The following is an 18,782-nucleotide window of genomic DNA, read 5'->3' on the forward strand; positions in this document are numbered from 1 at the left end:
CAAGACGAGGAACGGAGCGTATACTTAAATACGTGAGTACCATAGTACTTGTAGGATGACGTAGCCAGTTTTTGAAGTTCATTGAGTATCCTTTACTCTACTCGAAACAGTCTGTATATACTTATTATTTGTAATTCTTTTATAACGCCATTTACCACTCTTGGAAATACTAATGTTATGATTAAATTTAATATTTTGATCGATATTTGGCCCTAACGGGTCTTTTATCATTTGATAAGATTTAACTGTTTCTAATTTTAAATAAGCCTCCGCAAGTTTTGCCAACCTAGCCGGCAAAAGTAGATAAGCTTGCTCTGCTTTTAAAATATGAATATTATTATTCTCACTATTTATCTGTTTTACAACGCTACTTAATTGATAATCAAGAGTTGAAACTCGCTCCTTTATGCTAAACAAACTACATATTACTATAATTGTTATCAATAATGTTAAATAGTGAAGCTTTCTTATACTCATAATTAATTACTCATATATCGCTTTTGCTGCTCGAAGTTTTGCCGATCTCGCTCTAATATTTAGCCCTACTTCTTTATCTGACGGTGCTAGAGCTTTGTTAGTAATAATCTTAAGCCACTTATTTGGATCAATCGTCACGTCGTCTTTAGCATATTTTGATCTTACTACCGGCTTTCCCGAATTTTCTTTAAAAAAATTCTTAACTATCCTATCTTCTAAAGAGTGAAAAGACACCACAACTAAACGTCCGTCTTTCTTTAATATATTTTTTACATTCACTAAAAACTGCTCTAACTCCCCAAGCTCATCATTTACATAAATCCTAATGGCTTGAAAGGTTTTAGTTGCAGGATCAATTTTGCCTTTTCTAAATCCTATACTACTTCTAACAATCTTAGCTAACTTGCATGTACTATCAATTCTCGCCGTTTTTCTATATTCTACAATTCTCTTAGCAATTCTTCGTGAAAAGCTCTCATCTCCGTATTGGTAAATTACGTCAGCTAGCTCTTTTTCCTCTGCCGTATTTACAAACTCCTCGGCACTAAGCCCTTGCCCACTCATACGCATATCGAGTGGTCCGTCATGCAAAAACGAAAATCCTCTATCTACTATATCTAACTGCATTGATGAAACGCCTAAATCCAGTACTATCCCATCAAATTTTTTTCCCTTAAGCTTTGCAAAACTATCTGCAAAATTTGTTTCTACAAAATCAAATCTCTCACTATAATTTTGCTGAATTTCTTCAGCTCTTTTAATCACGTTTGGATCACGATCCAAGGCTGTGACATAACAGTTACAGCTTTCTAATATTGCTTTGCTATACCCTCCTGCTCCAAACGTACAATCTAAATAAGACTCACCGTCTTTTGGGCTTAAGGCCTCTAACATTTCATTTAGCATTACAGGCACGTGAGATTGTATCATTAATGAGCATTCCTTAGAGTTAACCGCTTTTCATGAGCAATTTTTTGAGCGGCATTTAAATATTTCTCAAAATTCTGCGGCTGCCAAATCTCAAAAATTACCCCTTTACCTACAAAACATGCTTGCTCTTCGATTCCTGCATGCTTCATTAAAGATTGCGGCAATATAACTCTTCCCTCCCCATCAAAGGGAAGTTGTACAGCTTCCCCGAATATCATAGTCTCAAACGCATCACGCTCCTCGGAATAAGGATCAAGTGTCTCTATCATCTGCCTTAATTTCTCGATATGCGAAATACCGCACACCTCTATACAATTATTCCTAATCGACGGATAAGCAATTACACCGTTAAATAATTCTTTCCCTAGTACCGCACGGTAATTCGCCGGTACCGACACCCTACTCTTTTTATCAACACCATTTACATACTTAGATAAAAATACATTCATGGGTATAATTTGGGTTAATTTGGGATTTAATGGGAAACTATAGGATATTATAGGAATATCAAGGAGTCAAGGGTTTTTAACAAGGATGAAGTAAATTATTAAGATGTCATACCATGGCTTGACCACGGTATCCAAAAAAATAATTTAAAATACTAATAATATTAGTATTTTAGAATGGATTCCGCGATCAAGTCGCGGGAGGACAGAGGAGAAATTGATCCACACAACAACACCATACAGGAATAACATCGAACCACACAACAAAGCTTAATCCAATGATTTTATGGATTTTTTTAAGTGATTTTCACTTTGAAAATTCATATTATTTAATATATTAATTTAAGGTAAATGATTATAGTAATTTTATGGCTAAAGTTAGAGAAATAGAAACAAACATGGCTATTCTAATAACAGAACAAACATCTTCTTATGATACAGGTATAGTGTCTGGATATTACCTTACTAGAGCAAGACGACACCCTAACTCCTATTTCTTCTTCCAATTTTATCCCTAGCATTAGTTTATCGGCCATTCAAGAAGTACCACTGATATCTTCATCTTCTGCACAAGACTCCGGCTACATTACACTAGATAAACTATTCGAACAGTTTCACATCACTTATGGGGCATATTCTTTTTACCAATCCAAGTTTTTTCAAACCACTCAACTAAAACATCTTATAAAAAAGGTTTTAGATCAAGGTGATGATATCAATATTCAAGATTCGTTTAATCACACGGTTCTACATAAGGCTATTTACCGCAAACTTTATGATATAGCTGAATTTTTACTAGAAAAAGGAGCTTCAACCGAGTTAAAAGATTTAGATGGATATACACCTCTTAAATTAGTTGCTCATGAAGGCTACACAGAAATGGTTAAATTACTAATAATATATGGAGCAGATCATCGAGATAAAAAACTAATAGGATTAGTACCCGATGATAAACCTGAATTAAAAGCTTTTTTAAGCCTTGCAATAGCGTCTCAAAATAATAATTCTAGCACAATAGATAATTCTCTTGTTACCACTAAAGATATAGAAAAATTAAATGATACTACAAATTTCTATACAGGTTCCAAAATATCTAAAATTGTTGTGGTTGCTGACGAAAATCCTGAAGAGTTGGGACTTGAATTAGCTGGTGAAGTACATGAATAGGTTTCTTAAACATACTCAATAATGACCTATAGAACTATTTTAATATAGGTTAATTTAAAAAATATTGACTTATTAATTTTTATTATGTTTTATTTGAAATAATTATTGATTAATGTTAATAATGATTTTATTTTTTACATAAATAAAGGTTAATTATGCCGCAACTTAAAATAAGTATTTTTAAAATACATAAATATTGTAAAAATATAAAAACTACAACTCAATCAAACGCTAACTATCCCCTAAAGAAAAAAACTACTAAAAAAAAAATTAAACCCCACGGTAAAATATATAAACATGATCCCAACCAAGATATTTGGACACTGAATACTGAACTTCTTGGAACAGATTACGACACATAATTATAAATCTAGCATTCTTGACTATATATTGTGAACAAATGCTAAGTTTGAGCTTTAAAATCTAATTTATGTTTAATTTACCTATTGATAATATTATCGTATTCATATACTTAATATCTATTCTACTTATTGGTATATATTACCGAGCTAAACATAGTAGTTTTAAGAACTATGCAAATGTTGAAAGTAAAGCGAAAAATAGTAAGCTGTTATTAATAGCTACGATATTTGTAAGTTCTGTCGGAGGAGCCACCACTTTTGGCATTATGGAAAAGACTTTTTTGGGGCATGAATATTATGCTTACGCTCTTATACTTACAATACCTATAGATATATTAATTGCAATCTATATAGTACCTTTAATTGCCAAACATTACGGAGTTGAAAGCATCGGTGATATCCTGAGTACATATTACGGTAATATAGGTCGTTTTATCGGAGGGGTTAGTGCGGTTATCGTTTCAGTGGGGTTTTTGGCTGCTCAAATAAGCGTTAGCGGCTATATTTTTCAATATATCTTAGAAATAAATGATGTAAATGGGGTAATTTTAAGTTATAGTATAGTACTTATATATACTACAATAGGCGGTTTACAATCTATTATTTTTACTAACTTACTACAATTTTTGGCGATGATAATCGCTATACCAACCATAACTTTTATCAGTTTAAATAAAATCGGTTTTGTAAATTTTATTAATAACCTACCTACGGAAAATACAAATTTTGATCAGAGCAACCTATTTTCTTATACAATTGCAGCAGCTTTAAGCTTTAGCGTCATGAATCTATATCCTACATTCATTCAAAGAGCTTTAATTAATAAAAATCCTACACAAACAACTAAAGCAATATATGCAAAATCCGCTATATATTTTTTCTTCTTGATTTGCATTACTTTAAATGGTTTAATTGCTTATAAGCTTTATCCAAACCAACCGTCAAATTTAGTATTACTTTATTTAATCAACCAAATCATCCCAACTTTAATTCAAGGGATAGTAATGAGCGGACTCTTAGCTGCCGTTATATCTACTGCTGATTCTGATTTAAACGTTACTTCTATAGCTATTGTTAAAGATATCATCAATCCTATTTTTAAGATTAAAAATCAGCAAAAATTATTATTAATTGCTCGAATTATTAACGTTATAATAGGAAGTTTTGCAATAATTGTAGCTTTAAAATTTAGTAATGTAATTGACTTAGTAGTATTCTTCACTGGTTTCTGGGGACCGGTAATATTAGTACCGTTAATAACAACACTTTTTGGTATCAGAACATCTAAAACTATAATGGTCTTATCATCACTTGGCGGAGCAGCTATCTTCTTAATATGGGAATATTATTCTTTATCGTTGCAATATTTCAACCTTAGAGGAGCGTTTATAGGGACGATGGTGAGTCTTATGATATTTATTCTAGGATGGTGTTATTCTAATGTCATTACGAGGAAAGCCATATAAAATATATTATCTATTTACTTGAAGTTTTAATAATTTAACATATTAACTCAAGGTTAATAATTGAATTATGAGGATTTTATGTCTAAGCAAAATAGTATTGAAGGAAAATATAGCATAATAATTCCTATTGAAGACGAAAATGGGAGAATAAAATTTAAGCTTATTTCATGTGATGACGTTAATGGCAGCACTTTAGCTGATATAGCTACATATTCAGAAAATATGCGTAATATGTATTACTCTACTAAGCAAAAAAAATGATGCTGTTAACTCTTTAATGACAGGAGCTTTAAATTATTCCATTCATGGTACAATGACTCCATATTATCCTGACTTAACTAAATTTAATATTAATGATTTATCTCAGAATGATGAACCTAAATTAATAGGCGAAGTATGCCAAGAATTTAAAAATCCTATTGAGGATATAAAAAACTAGCCTTATTGCATGAATCCAGAAACCTGCTCGATGTCATTCCTGCGGAAGCGGGAATTCAGTGACAAGTAGGAAAATCGAGCTTTTAATTTTTAAAATTTAGTATGTCTAGACTTTTTAGTGACTGGATTCCCGCCTCCGCGGGAATGACATCGCGACTCATACAACTAGGTTTTGCATGAGTTATAATATTAGTTTTTTCTATGCAAAACATTAAAAATCATCTCAGCAAGTGACTTGTTAATACCATTTACTTTAGCAAGCTCATCTATGGTTGCATCGCATACTGCTTTATACGAACCGAAATAATGCAGTAATGCTTTTTTTCGAGTTTCACCTACGCCCTCTATATCGTCAAGGCTTGATATTTTTATAGCACGTGATCTACCTAGTCTATGATTCTTTATGGCAAAATTATGTGCCTCATCTCGCAAGATTTGTAAATATTTCATAACCGGCAAATTCTTATCTAGAGTAAATACTGCCTTACCTATCACATGGAACTGTTCAAAACCAGCATTTCTATCTACTCCTTTTGACATACAAACAAAAGGAATATTCATTTCAAATTTATCCATTACCTCTTTAACGACACCTAAATGCCCTTTGCCGCCGTCTATAATCATTAAGCTTGGCAATTTATGCGGCTCTTGCCTTAACCTTGTAAGCCGCCTTGTTAGGACTTGCCGGAGCATCTCATAATCGTCACCTTTTATGTCACCCCTGTAGTTCTTTATGCCATTCCCGCGAAAGCGGAAATCCATTAACCTTTTTGGATCTCTGCTTTCGCGGGAATGACATACGAGAGAGGAAGCATTGACATTAAAAATCCGATATTCTTTTTTATCAAAACCGACTTTACCAGCAACTACCATCACTCCAACCGCAAACTTACCTTGAATATGGCTATTATCATAAATCTCAATTCTTTCAGGAATTTCAGAAAGACCAAATAGCTCTTTAATTTCAAACATAATCTCTTGATTTTTTGTAAATTTCTTCAAATACTGCTCTAGAGAAAATAAAGCATTTGTCTCGGCATTTTGAACTAATTTAGCCTTACCGCCTTTATTAGGTACTGTAATATTAAGCTGAAGTATATTGTTGATTTTCTTAATCGCCTCTATCACATTCTCTTTATCATTAATTTTATGATTAATTATAATTGCCGCAGGCACGTGTTGTTTTTGGTAAAATTGTAATAAAAAATATTCTAATACTTCTTCTTTGGTACTATTTGCGGCAGAAGTAGGAAAATAAGGAATATTACCGCATGCTTGCCCTGCCCTATATAAAAACACTTCCACGCAATAATGCCCGTTCTTTTCCACAATAGCAATTATATCTGCGTCTTTAACGACATCTGAAATCTCTGCCTTAAGCTGCACATAACTAAGTGCTTTAATGCGATCTCTAATTTCTGCTGCCCTTTCAAAACACATCTGACTACTTAGCTCTTCCATCTTTCTAGATAGGTTCTCTTGGAGTTCTTTAGTGCGACCTTGTAAGAAATCTTTAACCTGAGTTACTAAGTCTCTATAGTCTTCCTTATTTATTTTACCAACGCAAGGAGCATAACAACGTTTTATTTCATATTGTAAGCAAGGGCGAGTACGTGAATTAAAATAATGATCCGCGCAGGAACGTAATTTAAAAATTTTTTGTAGTTCGGTCAAAGTAGTATTAACTGCTGCACTCGAGGCAAAAGGACCAAAAAACTTTCCGTCACTTAGAGTTTTACCTCGATACTTTAGTAATTGTGGGAAATCATGATCTAAACGTAACTTAATGAAAGGAAAAGACTTGCAGTCCTTAAGAAGAATATTAAATTTTGGCTGAAATTTCTTGATTAGCTGTGCTTCTAAAAGTAGTGCTTCAACTTCGGAATTAGTGATGCTATACTCTAAAAAACAAGTATTTGCAATCATCCGAAGTGTCTTATTATCCAAATTGCTTTTAATGTAATTAGTAAGGCGTTTCTTTAAATTTTTAGCTTTACCGACATAAATAACTTGCTTGTTAACGTCAAACATTCGATAAACCCCTGAATGTTCAGGAGCATCTATAAGTTTAGATTTAATTAACTCACTTCCGGTAATTTCTAGGGTCATGTGTATAGTGTCCTATGTCATTCTTAGCTAAAAGCCGAAATCCAGAAAAAATAACCTTAATATTGATATAAAAATTACACATTAAACCTAAAAAACAAGCTTTTTATAGGTTTTACTGGATTCCTGTCTTTGCGGACATGACATAGAAGAGTGCACCATGTAACAATAACCCTCAATTCCCCGTTTTATTATATGGATTGTCATTTGCGACTTTAACATTCACTATTTTGTGTGTATTGTCATCAAAGAAAAAGGTTATTTTAAACTCATCTCCTACATTTAAATCTACTTTTGGGTCATAAAGCATAATATGCATGCCACCGGGCTTAAAATCAACATTAATATTACCAGCAATTAAAAATGGATAATCCACTTTTACCATTTTACTAACCCCTTGATCATTAATTGTTTGATGAATTTCTATTCCACTTATCTTATCTGAAGATATATTCACTAAATTATAACTCTTACTTCTACTATTTATTAATGTAAAATACATAGCAGAATTGTGAACTTTACCTTGCACGTTTGTTGTAGGTCTTGCCCAAGGCTGTACAAAGTGAACGGCTGCCTCTGCAGGTAAATCATCGGACTGATCAGAAGAAGAATTTGTAGAATTAGGATTTTGAGCTGTTTGGTTATCAGCATAGCTTACTGCACAAATTAAAGTTATAAAACTAATTAGTAATGTTTTTAGCATAATAATACCCTTAATAAATTAAAATTAAATATTAGCATAGATTAAATATAAATCTAGTTTTTTAAAAGATATTTTTTGTACAATTCTTGTAGTAATCTCTCTATAGCATAACGAACTGCGGTTCTGGGCATTTGTAAAGTATAGCGATCCAAAAAATCTATTAATTGTTTTTCATCTTTTTTCCTGCTTCACGTAGCATCCAACCTACTGTTTTATGCATTAAATCATGTTTATCATTAAAATTATTTACGTGTTTTATATTGTTTAAATAAAAATTATACAAAAACTCTTTATCTTATGCTGTCTGATATTGCATAATCAAAATAGCTAACGCTAAAAATCTCTCTTCATTAAATTCTAAAGTAATAAGTCGGCTTCAATCCTCCATATCCAAATTATAATAACTTTTAGCTATTATACATAAAGTCGGCACGGTAGGTCATACTCTCCTTCTCTAGTTTTCAAGAATAGCGTTCTACGTTCTACAGGAATAGTAGCATTCTCAAGTAAAATATTTCTAATTTGTTGTAAATTTTCTCTCATGTTCAATAAGCCATTTTTTACGATGTAATCCCCCCGCCATAGCCTCCAAGTTCGCCATTGCTATTAATAATTGTTATAGGTTATTTCCTCATAGCCGTTAATAGCTCGATCATACAAAACCTCTTCTGCTCTATCTACTGCACATTGCAAAACTAAATTAACACATTTGTTTAGATACTTATCACTGTGAATGATCCGGTGTAACATAAGCGGCGAAATACACCCAGCCTTGCTAACAGCAGTAATGATGTTGCCACACTCTCCAAGATATAACAGAAAACTAGAGATCTTATCTATTGAGCAAAACTTGCTGATAGTGTTGGATGATATCTTTTCTAAATATTTTTCAAATAAACTGTAATTCTTGATCATTAATAATCCATAGAATACCTGTAATATCTTATATTATAGCGCTTTCAGTGTTACTTGCAAATGAATTACGTCCTACATTTTTATATTCTTATAGCCAAGAATACTATATCAGCCTTCACAGGAATACTGAATTTGCTATATAGCTTGTTACATCGAGCTGAGGTTAGCTATATATTTTTACTCAAAAATTTTTCAGTTCGCGGATACTCCAATTATTGCCATATAATTTTTGAACTAAAAATATACATATATAAACTGTTAATGAATATGCACATTTATATGATACTTCTTTATAAAATATCGAAAAAACTCTACTTGTAGAGAATACATTTATAAAAAATCCTGACATCACAATACCATCTACGACCGCACAGATTATTAAACTAGCAAAATTTCTTGTATTCAAAGAACATCTTGGCTTAAGTTGTGAAAATACACTTGTACTACAATATGTTGATAATAATACAGATACAAAAGATGCAAAAACAACTCCTTTAATAACACGACCATGAATATAATAATTGAAGTTCCATAACAAACCAAAACTTACTATTATACATAACGCCACAGCACTCAAAGCTTTCTTTCTACTATATAGCTCAGATATAATATTGGTAGTTAAAGCTAAACACACAAATATTAAAGAACACTGAGATATTTTATTAAAATAATTTAGTAAATAAATGAATATACCAAGTAGTGACACCAATGGTATGTAAAACTTAGTTTTAATATTACTCATAACTTTCCCTTTTTTTAGATTTAATTTTATCAAATAACACAAATTATTGCTAGTAATAAAAAAATAAAAATTATTAATAATAAGCGATTAATTACCTTAAAAAAAAGTTTACAAAAAGCCCCCCCCTACACTTGATTTTATGCCGCATAGCCCCCTATTGACTTTACGAAGTTTATTTTTGCAAAAAAAATGAAAAAACCACTAAAAATAGTATAAAATCTTGCTAAAATAGCTATCAATAACTAATTTAGGGCAAGAGTCTTTGCCAAACTGGCAGAAGACTAAAGTCTTGTAAACCCTATAACTCTTAGAATTAACACATTCTTGTAATTTCATATGTGTTCTATATGTATTTTTCACCTTCATTAACCAAATTTCTATTATTTATTAACCATATCGTAATTATTTTCTTCTCAACTAATACAATTAGTTTTATCAAACTATAACTGCCAACTCAAATTTTCGCTTTTCTCACGTTTCATCACTTTAAACTATGTTTTTTTAAAACAAATTGGTCAATTATTGAAATAACATCTTAAAATTTCGCAAATACAGGCTCGTATAATAGTGTTATTTATAATATACCTTTTTTCTTATAATACGCTTAAAATAGCTTTAAGTGCTATCTCTCTAAATTGCCATTGCACCATTATCAACTTTCATAAACTTAAAAGTAAAATTATGACTGTTAAAAGCATGCCTTAGATCCATACCATACTTCTGCTTAATGTAATCACCAATAAAGGCTGTTGCTGGCTTGAGAATGGTTTTTTTTGCAACTCATATCCTCTTCAACCACTTCTAACTGGCTAAACCATGCTTTATCAACAAATTCACCATAAGATTCCAGTAAATATTGCCGTACTTTGTACCACACTGACTGTGGATTTAGCTGGCTTAGTCCTAAATAGCTTGATTTTGATTTATCGGTAGTTGTGGTAGTTTGTTAATAATCTCCAAGTGCTGTACCTTGTTGCCGTATACCGCTTGTACTTGATTGAATAATTTGCTTTTTTCATGCTCAAGCAAGCTAATATCCTGTGTTAGCTTAATCCTGTATGCATCGCCAAAGACCCCTAAGAAACTACAACTAGTCAGCAACTTATATGCAGTATCACGCTCAAAGACTCCAGCAATCTTATATTTCAGTTGATTTGTTGGACTAGTGTCTAGACTCGCTTCTACCTTCTGCAAATAACTCTCTCTAGTCCTAGTAGTATCATCCATTTTGAACTTAAAGCTCTCGTTATTTGCCAATGTCGGTTGACGCATTTCATGCATCAAAGCCAAAGTTATGTAACTTAACACGGCTTGCTTATTGCAAAAGTAATTATTGGGACGTTGCTCGCTTAGTCTCATCAACAACTTGTTGATAAAACTCAAGTTGAAGTCACGTCCTGATCTCATTCTTAGCACATCGCTATCGTCTTCAGTCAATGGATGAAACTCTTCTAACTTCTGAGGCAAACCCCAACCTTTAACCTTGCTGGTAATTTTACTAATCACACCAGCAAATTTGTGGCAAGATTGTTGATTAACCCCACCACTACCTGCATCATCATCTTTTGAGTCAGAGTCTGAGTCACTGCCTGAATCGCTGATTGGAGAGGATTCACTAGAATTTATGGGTGGTATCTTACTTACTGAACTTACCGTTGCTTCCGATTGTAAACTTTGCTCTTCCGTTGATTTACTCTCTTCCAAACTTTGTCCACAATTTTCTTCAAAAAAATTTTTTTTGCCATATCTAGATATAAATATATTATTATCTATTATATTGAGTGGGGGAAAATTTTTTCAATTTTTTCAGTTGAGGTGTAATTTTTTTCAGGTTGACCTGAAATTTTTTGCGGGTTAGGCTGAATATTTTGACCTATTGAGTTATGGTTTATTTCAGATTGTTTTAAAAATTCTTGTTGATTAGAGTGATAATTAGTTTTACGGGAACTGACAAAATTTTTAAGAAGTTTGATACATTGAATATGAGGACATCTCATATTACGTATAATCAAAAGTTGAATAAAAATCAATCAAACCACTATCTTTCAGTTCTAATAGACATTGCCTTACCCGTCTTTGACCAACTCCTAGCTTTTGCTGAAAAAAAAGATAGCCTTCCTGTAATTCTTCTACTTGCTTATCCCTCTTGTTATCAAATTGTAGGCGAGAAACTATCAGCGACAAAAGTTGACGAGCGGTGATACTTAATCGCTTGCCACAATTGTTAGTAAGATTTCGCCACTCATATGGAATGAAATTGTCAACTACATTGTAAAAGATAGTATCACGATTATCGACAAAAGTGAAGGGGAAAGTTAAAATTTCCGTCATATAACCTCCCTCTGTAGACCAGTTAGAGATGGACTTTTTAGGATGTTATATGTCAGAAATTTTAACTTGAATAACACATATAGAACACATATGGATTTTTTAGTGAAATTAGAAAAGTCCTAAAACCCTAATAAGTCTTTGGTGGGAGTGATGACGGGACTTGAACCCGCGGCCTTCTGCGTGACAGGCAGAGGATCTATTTTGATATAATTTGAGAACTATCATAATTTCTTCTTATTTACTCCTTGAAATCCTAATAATTATAACGTTTTAATCAAATAGTCCTTGAATACTATTTTAGATTGCCTTATCTAGCAATGATTATTAAATTCCAAGTCAAATTTTAATTAAATGGGACATATTGAGAACATTATAATTTCGTCAATTGCTATGAATTTTTTGCAATGATGTTAATTTATTAACTAATTTGTTTTTAGTTAGCAATGCCATAATATTTTTTAAAATTAGGACTTGCATATCCTTTTTAATCGCGTTATATCAGTCAACTTATGGTTAAATATAAAATTTAAATTAAAAAATAATTATGACTAAGGACTCACTTGATTTTACACATAGCGGGCTTATTAAAATTACAATGCCCAAAGAAGGTCAAGTAAAATATAAAGACGATAAATTACAAGACTTAGTATTAATAGCATATTATGGCAGTAGTAAAACTTTTTATTATGGTAAAAAAATAAACGCTAGGTACAAATTAAAGTAATGACTTAACTAATGCTAAAAAACTTAGAACTGCAAACGTAGCAATGGAAAGGTTTAAAAGAATATTTAATAAACTTATTACATGGGGTTTTCTTGAAAAGAACCCTATATATGATGAAGAAGAACGAGTTAGATACTTATTAGAAAAAGAAATACAAGCTTTTTCTAAGCATTTAAAAATGCTATACACCGTTAATGAGAGATTATGTTTGTATTTCTCTTTATACTGCCACTAGGAAAGGAAATGTATTGGCAATGGCGTGGCAAGATATTAATTGGAAAAAAAGACTTGGGAAATTCCAAATACTAAAAATGGGAAACCGCATGTAATACCACTATTGCCACCAGCTATAGATATATTAGAAAGAAGACAAAAAGAAGCCGACACAAAAGAAATAATTAGCGACTGGGTATTTCCAAGTCCTAGAAAAAGTAGGTCATTATTTTATTCGATAGACCAAATATATTTAATATAATTTTCAATTTAAAGTAAAAACAATACTAGACTTATTAAAGTATTTGAACTAGATATAGATCCGGCAATATTGCATAAGGTAACATAAAACGCAGAAATTAGCTAAAGTTGACAAACCAATCTAATTCCTACGCACCATTTGAACAATCAAAACACAAAAAAGCTAATCTTAATACTTCAAGGAATACTTCTAAATCACATAATAGCTGGGAACACCAAACAAAGCTTTTACCAGTAGTTGCTAGCTTAAAATCCTTAATGGAAGGTGGTAGCGGCAGAAACCATATACAAGAAGATAATTCAGAAAGTGATTGTGATATTCATACATGTACGATTTTACAAAATGAACCACACAACATGAATTTACTTCACGTTACATCAGGGGACGACTTTGTTTTTAGTATCGGTGATACCTAAAATAATATTACTATTAGTATCTAAACTAAAAGAGTGAGTAATATTATCACCTACAGTAACGCCAAGCCAACTATCAAGACCCATGTTTGCTGCTCCCTTTGCATTTATATTTTTTGTTGTATCACTCATGTTATGTCCTTATTTTTTTGTTAATTTATAAGAAAATAAGTTGTATTTAATCATTTATTATTCTCTTCACTGCTATAATTACTGAGTTTCTAGCAAAGCTTCGTATATTTCTTTCTCAAGTAATAGTAACCTAAGCTTTTAAGTATGTAGATTATTGTTTTTGCCTAGATTCTGCTGTTGTAAATACTTCCCATAGCCAATAGTAGGTACAGAATATTTTTTTAGCAAGACATGGGATGCAAATTAAAACAAAAGGAATATTCAAAGCCCTAAATTTCAAAAAGCTTTGAAACACTTATCGGAAGTGGTGGAGGCAAAGGGAATCGAACCCTTGACCCTCTGCGTGCAAAGCAGATGCTCTACCCCTGAGCTATGCCCCCGATTATTTATTGACGAGGTTTTGAGAAGTAAAAATATTAAGATAAGCTTTTAACCAATCCCCAAGGTAATGGCTGACCATTGCTCCCTACGACTAAATCTCCGGAAGATTCATATTCGGCAGCTAGAAAAGACTTTTGAGCAGCAATAAGCTTGACTGGTTTGATTTTCTGACCGTTATGAAAATATTCTTTAGCCTGTTCCCTAGAAGTCGGGTTATTTTTGGAAGCTGTTTTTGCTTTAGACATATACTATTAACTTTTTCTTAAACTTGTGGGGAATATAAAACTTTTTCCTAAACTTGTCAATAACTACCGTGTCGATAAATAAATATTGCCTAGAAAAAGTTGATAATTTGAAAAGTTTACGTCATTACGAGGAAAATTATAAAGTAATTGACGAAGCAATCTAGTAAAATGCATAGCATTTTTATCATTTTTCTGGATTGCCACGCTCCTTACAGTCGCTTGCAATGACGATTTGGTATCCATGCAACAGGAGCCTACAGCCGCTTACAATGACGGTATCAACGATTTCTAGGCAATGCCTATAAATATGTTAAGATATCTCAAAACATCATTATTCTTCCGTTATTATACTTCACTTTCACCGACGAATACTATTTAAATTCTACTATTTCTGATATCGTTTTTCCATCATATATACTAAACCCTACTCCTTTAAATTCTACTTTTGCGTTGATATCAGCACCATATGATACTAACAGCTTATATATTTCATCATCCTGAATATCTTTAGAAGTACATCGAACGTTTTTAGCAACCGCATGCAAAGGTATTCCTCCGGATTTTCTTTGATCCACCTTAGCTCCGTTCTTAAGTAATTGCTACATTAAAGTGCTTACCACTTCATATAAAGGTGATCCTAGCCAAGCTCCATCGTTCCCATTTACTGTAGTGCCTTTTGATATTAGATATTCTGCTACTTTGTAATTTCCGTGACGTGCGGCTAAATGTCAAGGAGTATCCTTCAAAATATCACTACACATATTAACATTTGCTTTTTTGCTTCAACTAACCATTTAACAATTTTTAGTGTATTATTTGTAGATACCGAAAATAGTTTAATAGTCAAGAAAAATAGACTATTTTAAAACATTGTCAAAGCTACATTGTTTTACATAATGTTCTATATCTTGCACTACTCTTTTGACTTTAGCAACAGAGTTAAATTACTATTTAATAGTTCTTTTATCATATTCTACTTATTTATACTTTGTATTTCTTAAAGGTGATAAAGATCTCATTGCCATTCCTGCAAAAGACTTGCTTGGATACCCAAATCGTCATTGCGAGCAAGCCGTAAGCCGTGTGGCAATCTTATGAAATAATAACAAACTCCTGAGATTGCTTCGTCAATTGCTATGCAATTTCCTTGCAATGACAATTAGGAAGACACGTAGACAATACTGAGAACTCCTACTGATTAATCCTTACCATGCAGATTCTTTCGGTGATTTTTTTCAACTTTTCTACTGTCTTGATGAAGATAAAAAACACTTTTGTTTAATTCGCCTCTTTCAAATGGATATTTGCAATCAATAAAAAACCCGCATCCACTTTTTTAAAAAGGTTGTATTGTCTTAAGAATTAATGGCTCGTTTTATATCATTCCCGCGAAAGCAGGAATCCAGAAAGTATAAAAATCTTGAAGAATTTTTACTTTTTCTAAGAATGTAAAGAAATTTTAAGAAATAGCTATAACCTTTTGATTTTTTCGAGTTTTGCTGGATTCTCCCACCTCCGCGGGAATAACATAGAGTAGAAATCGTAGGGTATTATAGGTTTTCATCTATTCATTTGCACCATGACAATATTTATATTTCTTGCCTGAACCGCACGGGCATAGCTCATTACGAGATACCCTACCCCAACTAGTAGGATCATCAGGGTTCCTATCTTTTGGGTCAATGCGTGATACGACTGGTTTAAGGTCAGTCTCAAGGCTACTTCCTGCGTTATATTTACTAAATGCCGGATCTTCCCGGCTCTCACGCATATTTTTCTGAAGTTTTTTATACTCAAGCAAAACATCTTCTTTTTGAACATGTTTTAAGTCAATATGGAAATGGTATACGGTTTGAATAAATAATTCTTTTAAATTATTAAGCATCTGCTCGAATAAGTTAAATGCTTCTCTTTTATACTCACTCAGAGGGTCTTTTTGGGCATAAGCTCGAAGAGATATACCTTGTCTTAAATGATCTAAGCTATATAAATGATCTTTCCAAACTTGATCAAGGGTAGTTAATAAAATATATTTCACGGCATTATGCATTAACTCGCTACTATAGGCTTCTTCTTTTGACTTATATATATCATAAGCCATTTGTATAACGGTCTTCGTGATTTCTTCTCCTGTTACATCATTTTTACTTACTACATTATGATCAAATTTTATAGAAAAAACACGATGTAATTCTACACTTAAATTCTCTATATCCCAATCTTCTCTATAAGAGCCTACCGGCATGAAAGTTAATACTATCTTTTTGGCAAGTTCCTCAGTAGTACTATTTAAGAAACTGTGACTATCTTTAGATTTAATAATTTCAGTACGTTGCTCGTATATTATCTTACGTTGGTCATTCATTACATCATCAAAACGTAATAAATTTTTACGCATTTCGTAGTTATGTCCTTCCACTTTTTGCTGCGCTTTCTCAAGTGAACGACTAATCATCGGATGGTGGATAGCCTCTCCGTCTTTCAATCCAAGTGTTCTAAGGACTCCTGATATACGATCTGATGCAAAAATACGCATTAAATCATCATCAAGTGATAGGAAAAACTTAGTTTTACCAGGATCACCTTGTCTACCTGATCTTCCTCTTAGCTGATTATCTATCCTACGGCTTTCATGCCTTTCCGTACCTATCACAAATAAGCCGCCTGCTTCAATAACCTGCTTCTTTTCTGCGGCAATTTGAGCTTTTATTTCAGCTATTTTAGCTTCATAATTATGTGCTTTATCCAGCTGTGCTATTAACATTTCAGGATTACCGCCAAGCATAATATCAGTACCACGCCCTGCCATATTAGTTGCAATCGTTACTGCCTTAAACCTACCTGCTTGAGCAATAATAAAAGCTTCCTGCTCATGAAATTTGGCGTTTAATACTTTATGAGGGACTTTTTCTTTATTTAAAACGCTTGAAAGTTCTTCTGACTTTTCTATGCTTATCGTACCGACAAGTATAGGCTGTCCACGATCGTAACAATCCTTAATTAGCTTTAAGATAGCATCATATTTTTCTTTTTTACTGCCGTAAATTTCGTCATCAAGGTCAAGCCTTGTAACTTTATTATGGGTTGGGACTGCGACCACATCGAGATTATATATATCTTTTAGTTCCGATGCTTCGGTCATAGCCGTACCAGTCATACCCGATAATTTAGGATAATTACGAAAATAATTTTGGAAAGTAATAGATGCTAAAGTTTGGTTCTCATTTTGAATTTTCACATTTTCTTTTGCTTCTAATGCTTGATGTAACCCTTCCGAATATCTACGCCCTTCCATTACACGACCGGTAAACTCATCAATAATCATTACTTTACCTTCACGCACCAAATAATCTACATTAACAGTAAACATATTGTGAGCTCTTAAGGCTTGGTTAACATAATGTACTAAAGTTAAATTCTCAAAATCATACAAACTGGTATCCGGTTTTATAATATTTTCTTTACTTAGAAGCGATTCTATATGTGTAATGCCGTTTTCCGTTAAATTGATAGTTTTTAATTTTTCGTCTTTTTCAAAATCACTTGCATTAAGCAAACGTACTATTTTATCAATTTTACCGTATAATTCTGCATTATCATTAACCGGGCCCGAGATAACGAGCGGAGTTCTTGCTTCATCTATCAAAATCGAATCAACCTCATCGATGATAGCAAAATTAAAAGGACGAAGTACCCGCTCCTGCAAGCTATACTTCATATTATCCCTTAAATAATCGAAACCGAGTTCATTATTTGTTGCATGAGTAATATCGGCGTTATAGGCGGCTCGTTTTACTTCATCAGGCATACCGCCAACAATACATCCAACCGATAAACCTAAAAAATTGTAAATTTTACCCATGGAAGCAGAATCACGGCGTGCTAGATAATCATTTACGGTTACAACATGTACACCTTTTCCAGTTAAAGCATTTAAGTAAGCAGGAAGCGTTGCAACTAAGGTCTTACCCTCACCGGTACGCATTTCGGTAATCATACCTCGATGTAATATCAGGCCGCCTATAAGCTGAACGTCAAAATGACGCATACCACAAATTCTTTTAGCTGCTTCCCTAACTACCGCAAACGCCTCATATACTATATCGTCTAAAGTAGCTCCGTTTTTAAGCTTTTCTTTAAACTCCACAGTTTTATTCTTTAACTCCTCATCTGATAATTTTTGTATAGCAGGTTCAAGCGAGTTAATTTTTGTAATTTCAGAAAATAGTTTTTTTACAGTACGATCATTTGCAGTACCGAAAAGTTTTTTTAAAATAGAAAGCATTAAAGTCCTTATGATACTTTTAATATTTTAGTACTTAAGTATAG

22 protein-coding genes, 1 tRNA gene and 5 pseudogenes are annotated in these 18,782 nt (G+C 32.6%); 10 read left to right on the top strand and 18 right to left on the bottom strand.

Annotation, left to right across the window (positions count from 1 at the left end; all coding sequences use genetic code 11):
* Positions 1 to 78: 78 nt before the first annotated feature.
* The 3 genes from ftsL to mraZ are packed head-to-tail and all read right to left on the bottom strand — an operon-like array spanning position 79 to position 1,856.
* A complete protein-coding gene (ftsL, locus tag QUD19_RS06365) occupies positions 79 to 477 on the bottom strand; it encodes a cell division protein FtsL (protein ID WP_498808051.1) in 399 nt (132 codons plus the stop codon).
* Between the two features lie 6 nt (positions 478 to 483).
* Positions 484 to 1,407, bottom strand: coding sequence for a 16S rRNA (cytosine(1402)-N(4))-methyltransferase RsmH (rsmH, locus tag QUD19_RS06370; protein WP_498808052.1), 924 nt, complete (start codon positions 1,405 to 1,407; stop codon positions 484 to 486).
* Positions 1,407 to 1,856, bottom strand: coding sequence for a division/cell wall cluster transcriptional repressor MraZ (gene mraZ, locus QUD19_RS06375; protein WP_498808053.1), 450 nt, complete (start codon positions 1,854 to 1,856; stop codon positions 1,407 to 1,409). The genes rsmH and mraZ overlap by 1 nt, the downstream gene beginning before the upstream one ends.
* Positions 1,857 to 2,573: 717 nt before the next feature.
* On the opposite strand from mraZ, the pseudogene QUD19_RS06380 reads away from it, so the two are divergent.
* The 6 genes and pseudogenes from QUD19_RS06380 to QUD19_RS06405 all read left to right on the top strand — a co-directional run.
* Positions 2,574 to 2,729 (top strand): annotated as a pseudogene (locus QUD19_RS06380) (ankyrin repeat domain-containing protein); the annotation flags it as partial.
* Between the two features lie 3 nt (positions 2,730 to 2,732).
* Complete coding sequence (locus QUD19_RS06385) at positions 2,733 to 3,020, top strand: hypothetical protein (RefSeq protein ID WP_498808054.1); 288 nt, start codon at positions 2,733 to 2,735, stop codon at positions 3,018 to 3,020.
* Between the two features lie 155 nt (positions 3,021 to 3,175).
* A complete protein-coding gene (locus tag QUD19_RS06390; RefSeq protein WP_498808055.1) occupies positions 3,176 to 3,382 on the top strand; it encodes a hypothetical protein in 207 nt (68 codons plus the stop codon).
* Positions 3,383 to 3,450: 68 nt separating this feature from the next.
* Positions 3,451 to 4,848 carry a sodium:solute symporter family protein gene (locus QUD19_RS06395; protein ID WP_498808056.1) on the top strand — a complete coding sequence of 466 codons (1,398 nt, stop codon included), beginning with the start codon at positions 3,451 to 3,453 and terminating at the stop codon, positions 4,846 to 4,848.
* A 78-nt stretch (positions 4,849 to 4,926) separates the two neighbouring features.
* The gene (locus QUD19_RS06400; RefSeq protein WP_498808057.1) at positions 4,927 to 5,109 is read left to right on the top strand and encodes a hypothetical protein; all 183 of its coding nucleotides are present in this window, start codon (positions 4,927 to 4,929) and stop codon (positions 5,107 to 5,109) included.
* Positions 5,110 to 5,125: 16 nt separating this feature from the next.
* A complete protein-coding gene (locus QUD19_RS06405) occupies positions 5,126 to 5,287 on the top strand; it encodes a hypothetical protein (protein ID WP_498808058.1) in 162 nt (53 codons plus the stop codon).
* A gap of 188 nt (positions 5,288 to 5,475) precedes the next feature.
* Here QUD19_RS06405 and uvrC read toward each other — a convergent pair whose 3' ends face one another.
* The 9 genes and pseudogenes from uvrC to QUD19_RS06450 form a co-directional block, all read right to left on the bottom strand.
* On the bottom strand, positions 5,476 to 7,395 hold the full coding sequence (uvrC, locus tag QUD19_RS06410) for an excinuclease ABC subunit UvrC (protein ID WP_498808059.1): 1,920 nt from the start codon (positions 7,393 to 7,395) through the stop codon (positions 5,476 to 5,478).
* Between the two features lie 172 nt (positions 7,396 to 7,567).
* Positions 7,568 to 8,095, bottom strand: coding sequence for a copper chaperone PCu(A)C (locus QUD19_RS06415; RefSeq protein WP_498808060.1), 528 nt, complete (start codon positions 8,093 to 8,095; stop codon positions 7,568 to 7,570).
* A gap of 53 nt (positions 8,096 to 8,148) precedes the next feature.
* Positions 8,149 to 8,462: pseudogene (locus QUD19_RS06420) on the bottom strand (DNA alkylation repair protein).
* A 9-nt stretch (positions 8,463 to 8,471) separates the two neighbouring features.
* Positions 8,472 to 8,638 (bottom strand): annotated as a pseudogene (locus QUD19_RS06425) (DNA alkylation repair protein).
* A gap of 63 nt (positions 8,639 to 8,701) precedes the next feature.
* The gene (locus QUD19_RS06430) at positions 8,702 to 9,010 is read right to left on the bottom strand and encodes a hypothetical protein (RefSeq protein WP_498808061.1); all 309 of its coding nucleotides are present in this window, start codon (positions 9,008 to 9,010) and stop codon (positions 8,702 to 8,704) included.
* 181 nt (positions 9,011 to 9,191) lie between these two features.
* Positions 9,192 to 9,752, bottom strand: coding sequence for a VUT family protein (locus tag QUD19_RS06435; RefSeq protein WP_498808062.1), 561 nt, complete (start codon positions 9,750 to 9,752; stop codon positions 9,192 to 9,194).
* Between the two features lie 903 nt (positions 9,753 to 10,655).
* The gene (locus QUD19_RS06440) at positions 10,656 to 11,456 is read right to left on the bottom strand and encodes a hypothetical protein (RefSeq protein WP_498808063.1); all 801 of its coding nucleotides are present in this window, start codon (positions 11,454 to 11,456) and stop codon (positions 10,656 to 10,658) included.
* 68 nt (positions 11,457 to 11,524) lie between these two features.
* A complete protein-coding gene (locus QUD19_RS06445) occupies positions 11,525 to 11,749 on the bottom strand; it encodes a hypothetical protein (protein WP_498808064.1) in 225 nt (74 codons plus the stop codon).
* Position 11,750: 1 nt separating this feature from the next.
* Positions 11,751 to 12,083: a hypothetical protein gene (locus QUD19_RS06450; RefSeq protein WP_498808065.1), complete on the bottom strand. Its 333-nt coding sequence runs from the start codon at positions 12,081 to 12,083 to the stop codon at positions 11,751 to 11,753.
* 544 nt (positions 12,084 to 12,627) lie between these two features.
* Here QUD19_RS06450 and QUD19_RS06455 point away from each other — a divergent pair.
* The 3 genes from QUD19_RS06455 (at position 12,628) to QUD19_RS06465 (ending at position 13,698) form a co-directional block, all read left to right on the top strand.
* Positions 12,628 to 12,807, top strand: a complete 180-nt coding sequence (locus QUD19_RS06455; RefSeq protein WP_498808066.1) for a hypothetical protein — start codon at positions 12,628 to 12,630, stop codon at positions 12,805 to 12,807.
* Positions 12,808 to 13,081: 274 nt separating this feature from the next.
* Positions 13,082 to 13,282: a hypothetical protein gene (locus tag QUD19_RS06460; RefSeq protein ID WP_498808067.1), complete on the top strand. Its 201-nt coding sequence runs from the start codon at positions 13,082 to 13,084 to the stop codon at positions 13,280 to 13,282.
* Between the two features lie 107 nt (positions 13,283 to 13,389).
* Positions 13,390 to 13,698 carry a hypothetical protein gene (locus tag QUD19_RS06465; protein WP_498808068.1) on the top strand — a complete coding sequence of 103 codons (309 nt, stop codon included), beginning with the start codon at positions 13,390 to 13,392 and terminating at the stop codon, positions 13,696 to 13,698.
* On the opposite strand, the gene QUD19_RS06470 is transcribed toward QUD19_RS06465, so the two are convergent.
* The 5 genes and pseudogenes from QUD19_RS06470 to QUD19_RS06490 all read right to left on the bottom strand — a co-directional run.
* Positions 13,660 to 13,827 carry a hypothetical protein gene (locus QUD19_RS06470; protein ID WP_498808717.1) on the bottom strand — a complete coding sequence of 56 codons (168 nt, stop codon included), beginning with the start codon at positions 13,825 to 13,827 and terminating at the stop codon, positions 13,660 to 13,662. The genes QUD19_RS06465 and QUD19_RS06470 overlap by 39 nt on opposite strands.
* A 305-nt stretch (positions 13,828 to 14,132) precedes the next feature.
* A tRNA-Ala gene (locus tag QUD19_RS06475) sits at positions 14,133 to 14,207 on the bottom strand.
* A 36-nt stretch (positions 14,208 to 14,243) separates the two neighbouring features.
* Positions 14,244 to 14,453, bottom strand: coding sequence for a hypothetical protein (locus tag QUD19_RS06480; RefSeq protein WP_004998070.1), 210 nt, complete (start codon positions 14,451 to 14,453; stop codon positions 14,244 to 14,246).
* A 331-nt stretch (positions 14,454 to 14,784) separates the two neighbouring features.
* Positions 14,785 to 15,028, bottom strand: a pseudogene (locus QUD19_RS06485) (hypothetical protein).
* Positions 15,029 to 15,052: 24 nt separating this feature from the next.
* Positions 15,053 to 15,151, bottom strand: a pseudogene (locus QUD19_RS06490) (ankyrin repeat domain-containing protein); the annotation flags it as partial.
* A gap of 223 nt (positions 15,152 to 15,374) precedes the next feature.
* Between QUD19_RS06490 and QUD19_RS06495 the strand changes: the two are divergent.
* A complete protein-coding gene (locus tag QUD19_RS06495) occupies positions 15,375 to 15,551 on the top strand; it encodes a hypothetical protein (protein ID WP_498808069.1) in 177 nt (58 codons plus the stop codon).
* A 466-nt stretch (positions 15,552 to 16,017) separates the two neighbouring features.
* Here the strand turns inward: QUD19_RS06495 and secA are convergent, their stop codons facing one another.
* Positions 16,018 to 18,738, bottom strand: coding sequence for a preprotein translocase subunit SecA (secA, locus tag QUD19_RS06500; RefSeq protein WP_498808070.1), 2,721 nt, complete (start codon positions 18,736 to 18,738; stop codon positions 16,018 to 16,020).
* Positions 18,739 to 18,782: the final 44 nt, after the last annotated feature.

It is taken from the genome of Candidatus Rickettsia kotlanii (assembly GCA_030295365.1).
GTDB lineage: Bacteria > Pseudomonadota > Alphaproteobacteria > Rickettsiales > Rickettsiaceae > Rickettsia > Rickettsia kotlanii.

Bases quoted from the DNA above. Each gene is read 5' to 3' on its own strand.
- rsmH (WP_498808052.1), bottom strand. From the start codon at position 1,407: ATGATACAATCTCACGTGCCTGTAATGCTAAATGAAATGTTAGAGGCC.
- QUD19_RS06435 (WP_498808062.1), bottom strand. From the start codon at position 9,752: ATGAGTAATATTAAAACTAAGTTTTACATACCATTGGTGTCACTACTT.
- QUD19_RS06395 (WP_498808056.1), top strand. From the start codon at position 3,451: ATGTTTAATTTACCTATTGATAATATTATCGTATTCATATACTTAATA.
- QUD19_RS06470 (WP_498808717.1), bottom strand. From the start codon at position 13,827: ATGAGTGATACAACAAAAAATATAAATGCAAAGGGAGCAGCAAACATG.
- QUD19_RS06385 (WP_498808054.1), top strand. From the start codon at position 2,733: ATGGTTAAATTACTAATAATATATGGAGCAGATCATCGAGATAAAAAA.
- QUD19_RS06415 (WP_498808060.1), bottom strand. From the start codon at position 8,095: ATGCTAAAAACATTACTAATTAGTTTTATAACTTTAATTTGTGCAGTA.
- QUD19_RS06450 (WP_498808065.1), bottom strand. From the start codon at position 12,083: ATGACGGAAATTTTAACTTTCCCCTTCACTTTTGTCGATAATCGTGAT.
- QUD19_RS06480 (WP_004998070.1), bottom strand. From the start codon at position 14,453: ATGTCTAAAGCAAAAACAGCTTCCAAAAATAACCCGACTTCTAGGGAA.
- QUD19_RS06455 (WP_498808066.1), top strand. From the start codon at position 12,628: ATGACTAAGGACTCACTTGATTTTACACATAGCGGGCTTATTAAAATT.
- QUD19_RS06390 (WP_498808055.1), top strand. From the start codon at position 3,176: ATGCCGCAACTTAAAATAAGTATTTTTAAAATACATAAATATTGTAAA.
- QUD19_RS06405 (WP_498808058.1), top strand. From the start codon at position 5,126: ATGACAGGAGCTTTAAATTATTCCATTCATGGTACAATGACTCCATAT.
- QUD19_RS06400 (WP_498808057.1), top strand. From the start codon at position 4,927: ATGTCTAAGCAAAATAGTATTGAAGGAAAATATAGCATAATAATTCCT.
- ftsL (WP_498808051.1), bottom strand. From the start codon at position 477: ATGAGTATAAGAAAGCTTCACTATTTAACATTATTGATAACAATTATA.
- mraZ (WP_498808053.1), bottom strand. From the start codon at position 1,856: ATGAATGTATTTTTATCTAAGTATGTAAATGGTGTTGATAAAAAGAGT.
- QUD19_RS06445 (WP_498808064.1), bottom strand. From the start codon at position 11,749: ATGAGATGTCCTCATATTCAATGTATCAAACTTCTTAAAAATTTTGTC.
- secA (WP_498808070.1), bottom strand. From the start codon at position 18,738: ATGCTTTCTATTTTAAAAAAACTTTTCGGTACTGCAAATGATCGTACT.
- QUD19_RS06430 (WP_498808061.1), bottom strand. From the start codon at position 9,010: ATGATCAAGAATTACAGTTTATTTGAAAAATATTTAGAAAAGATATCA.
- uvrC (WP_498808059.1), bottom strand. From the start codon at position 7,395: ATGACCCTAGAAATTACCGGAAGTGAGTTAATTAAATCTAAACTTATA.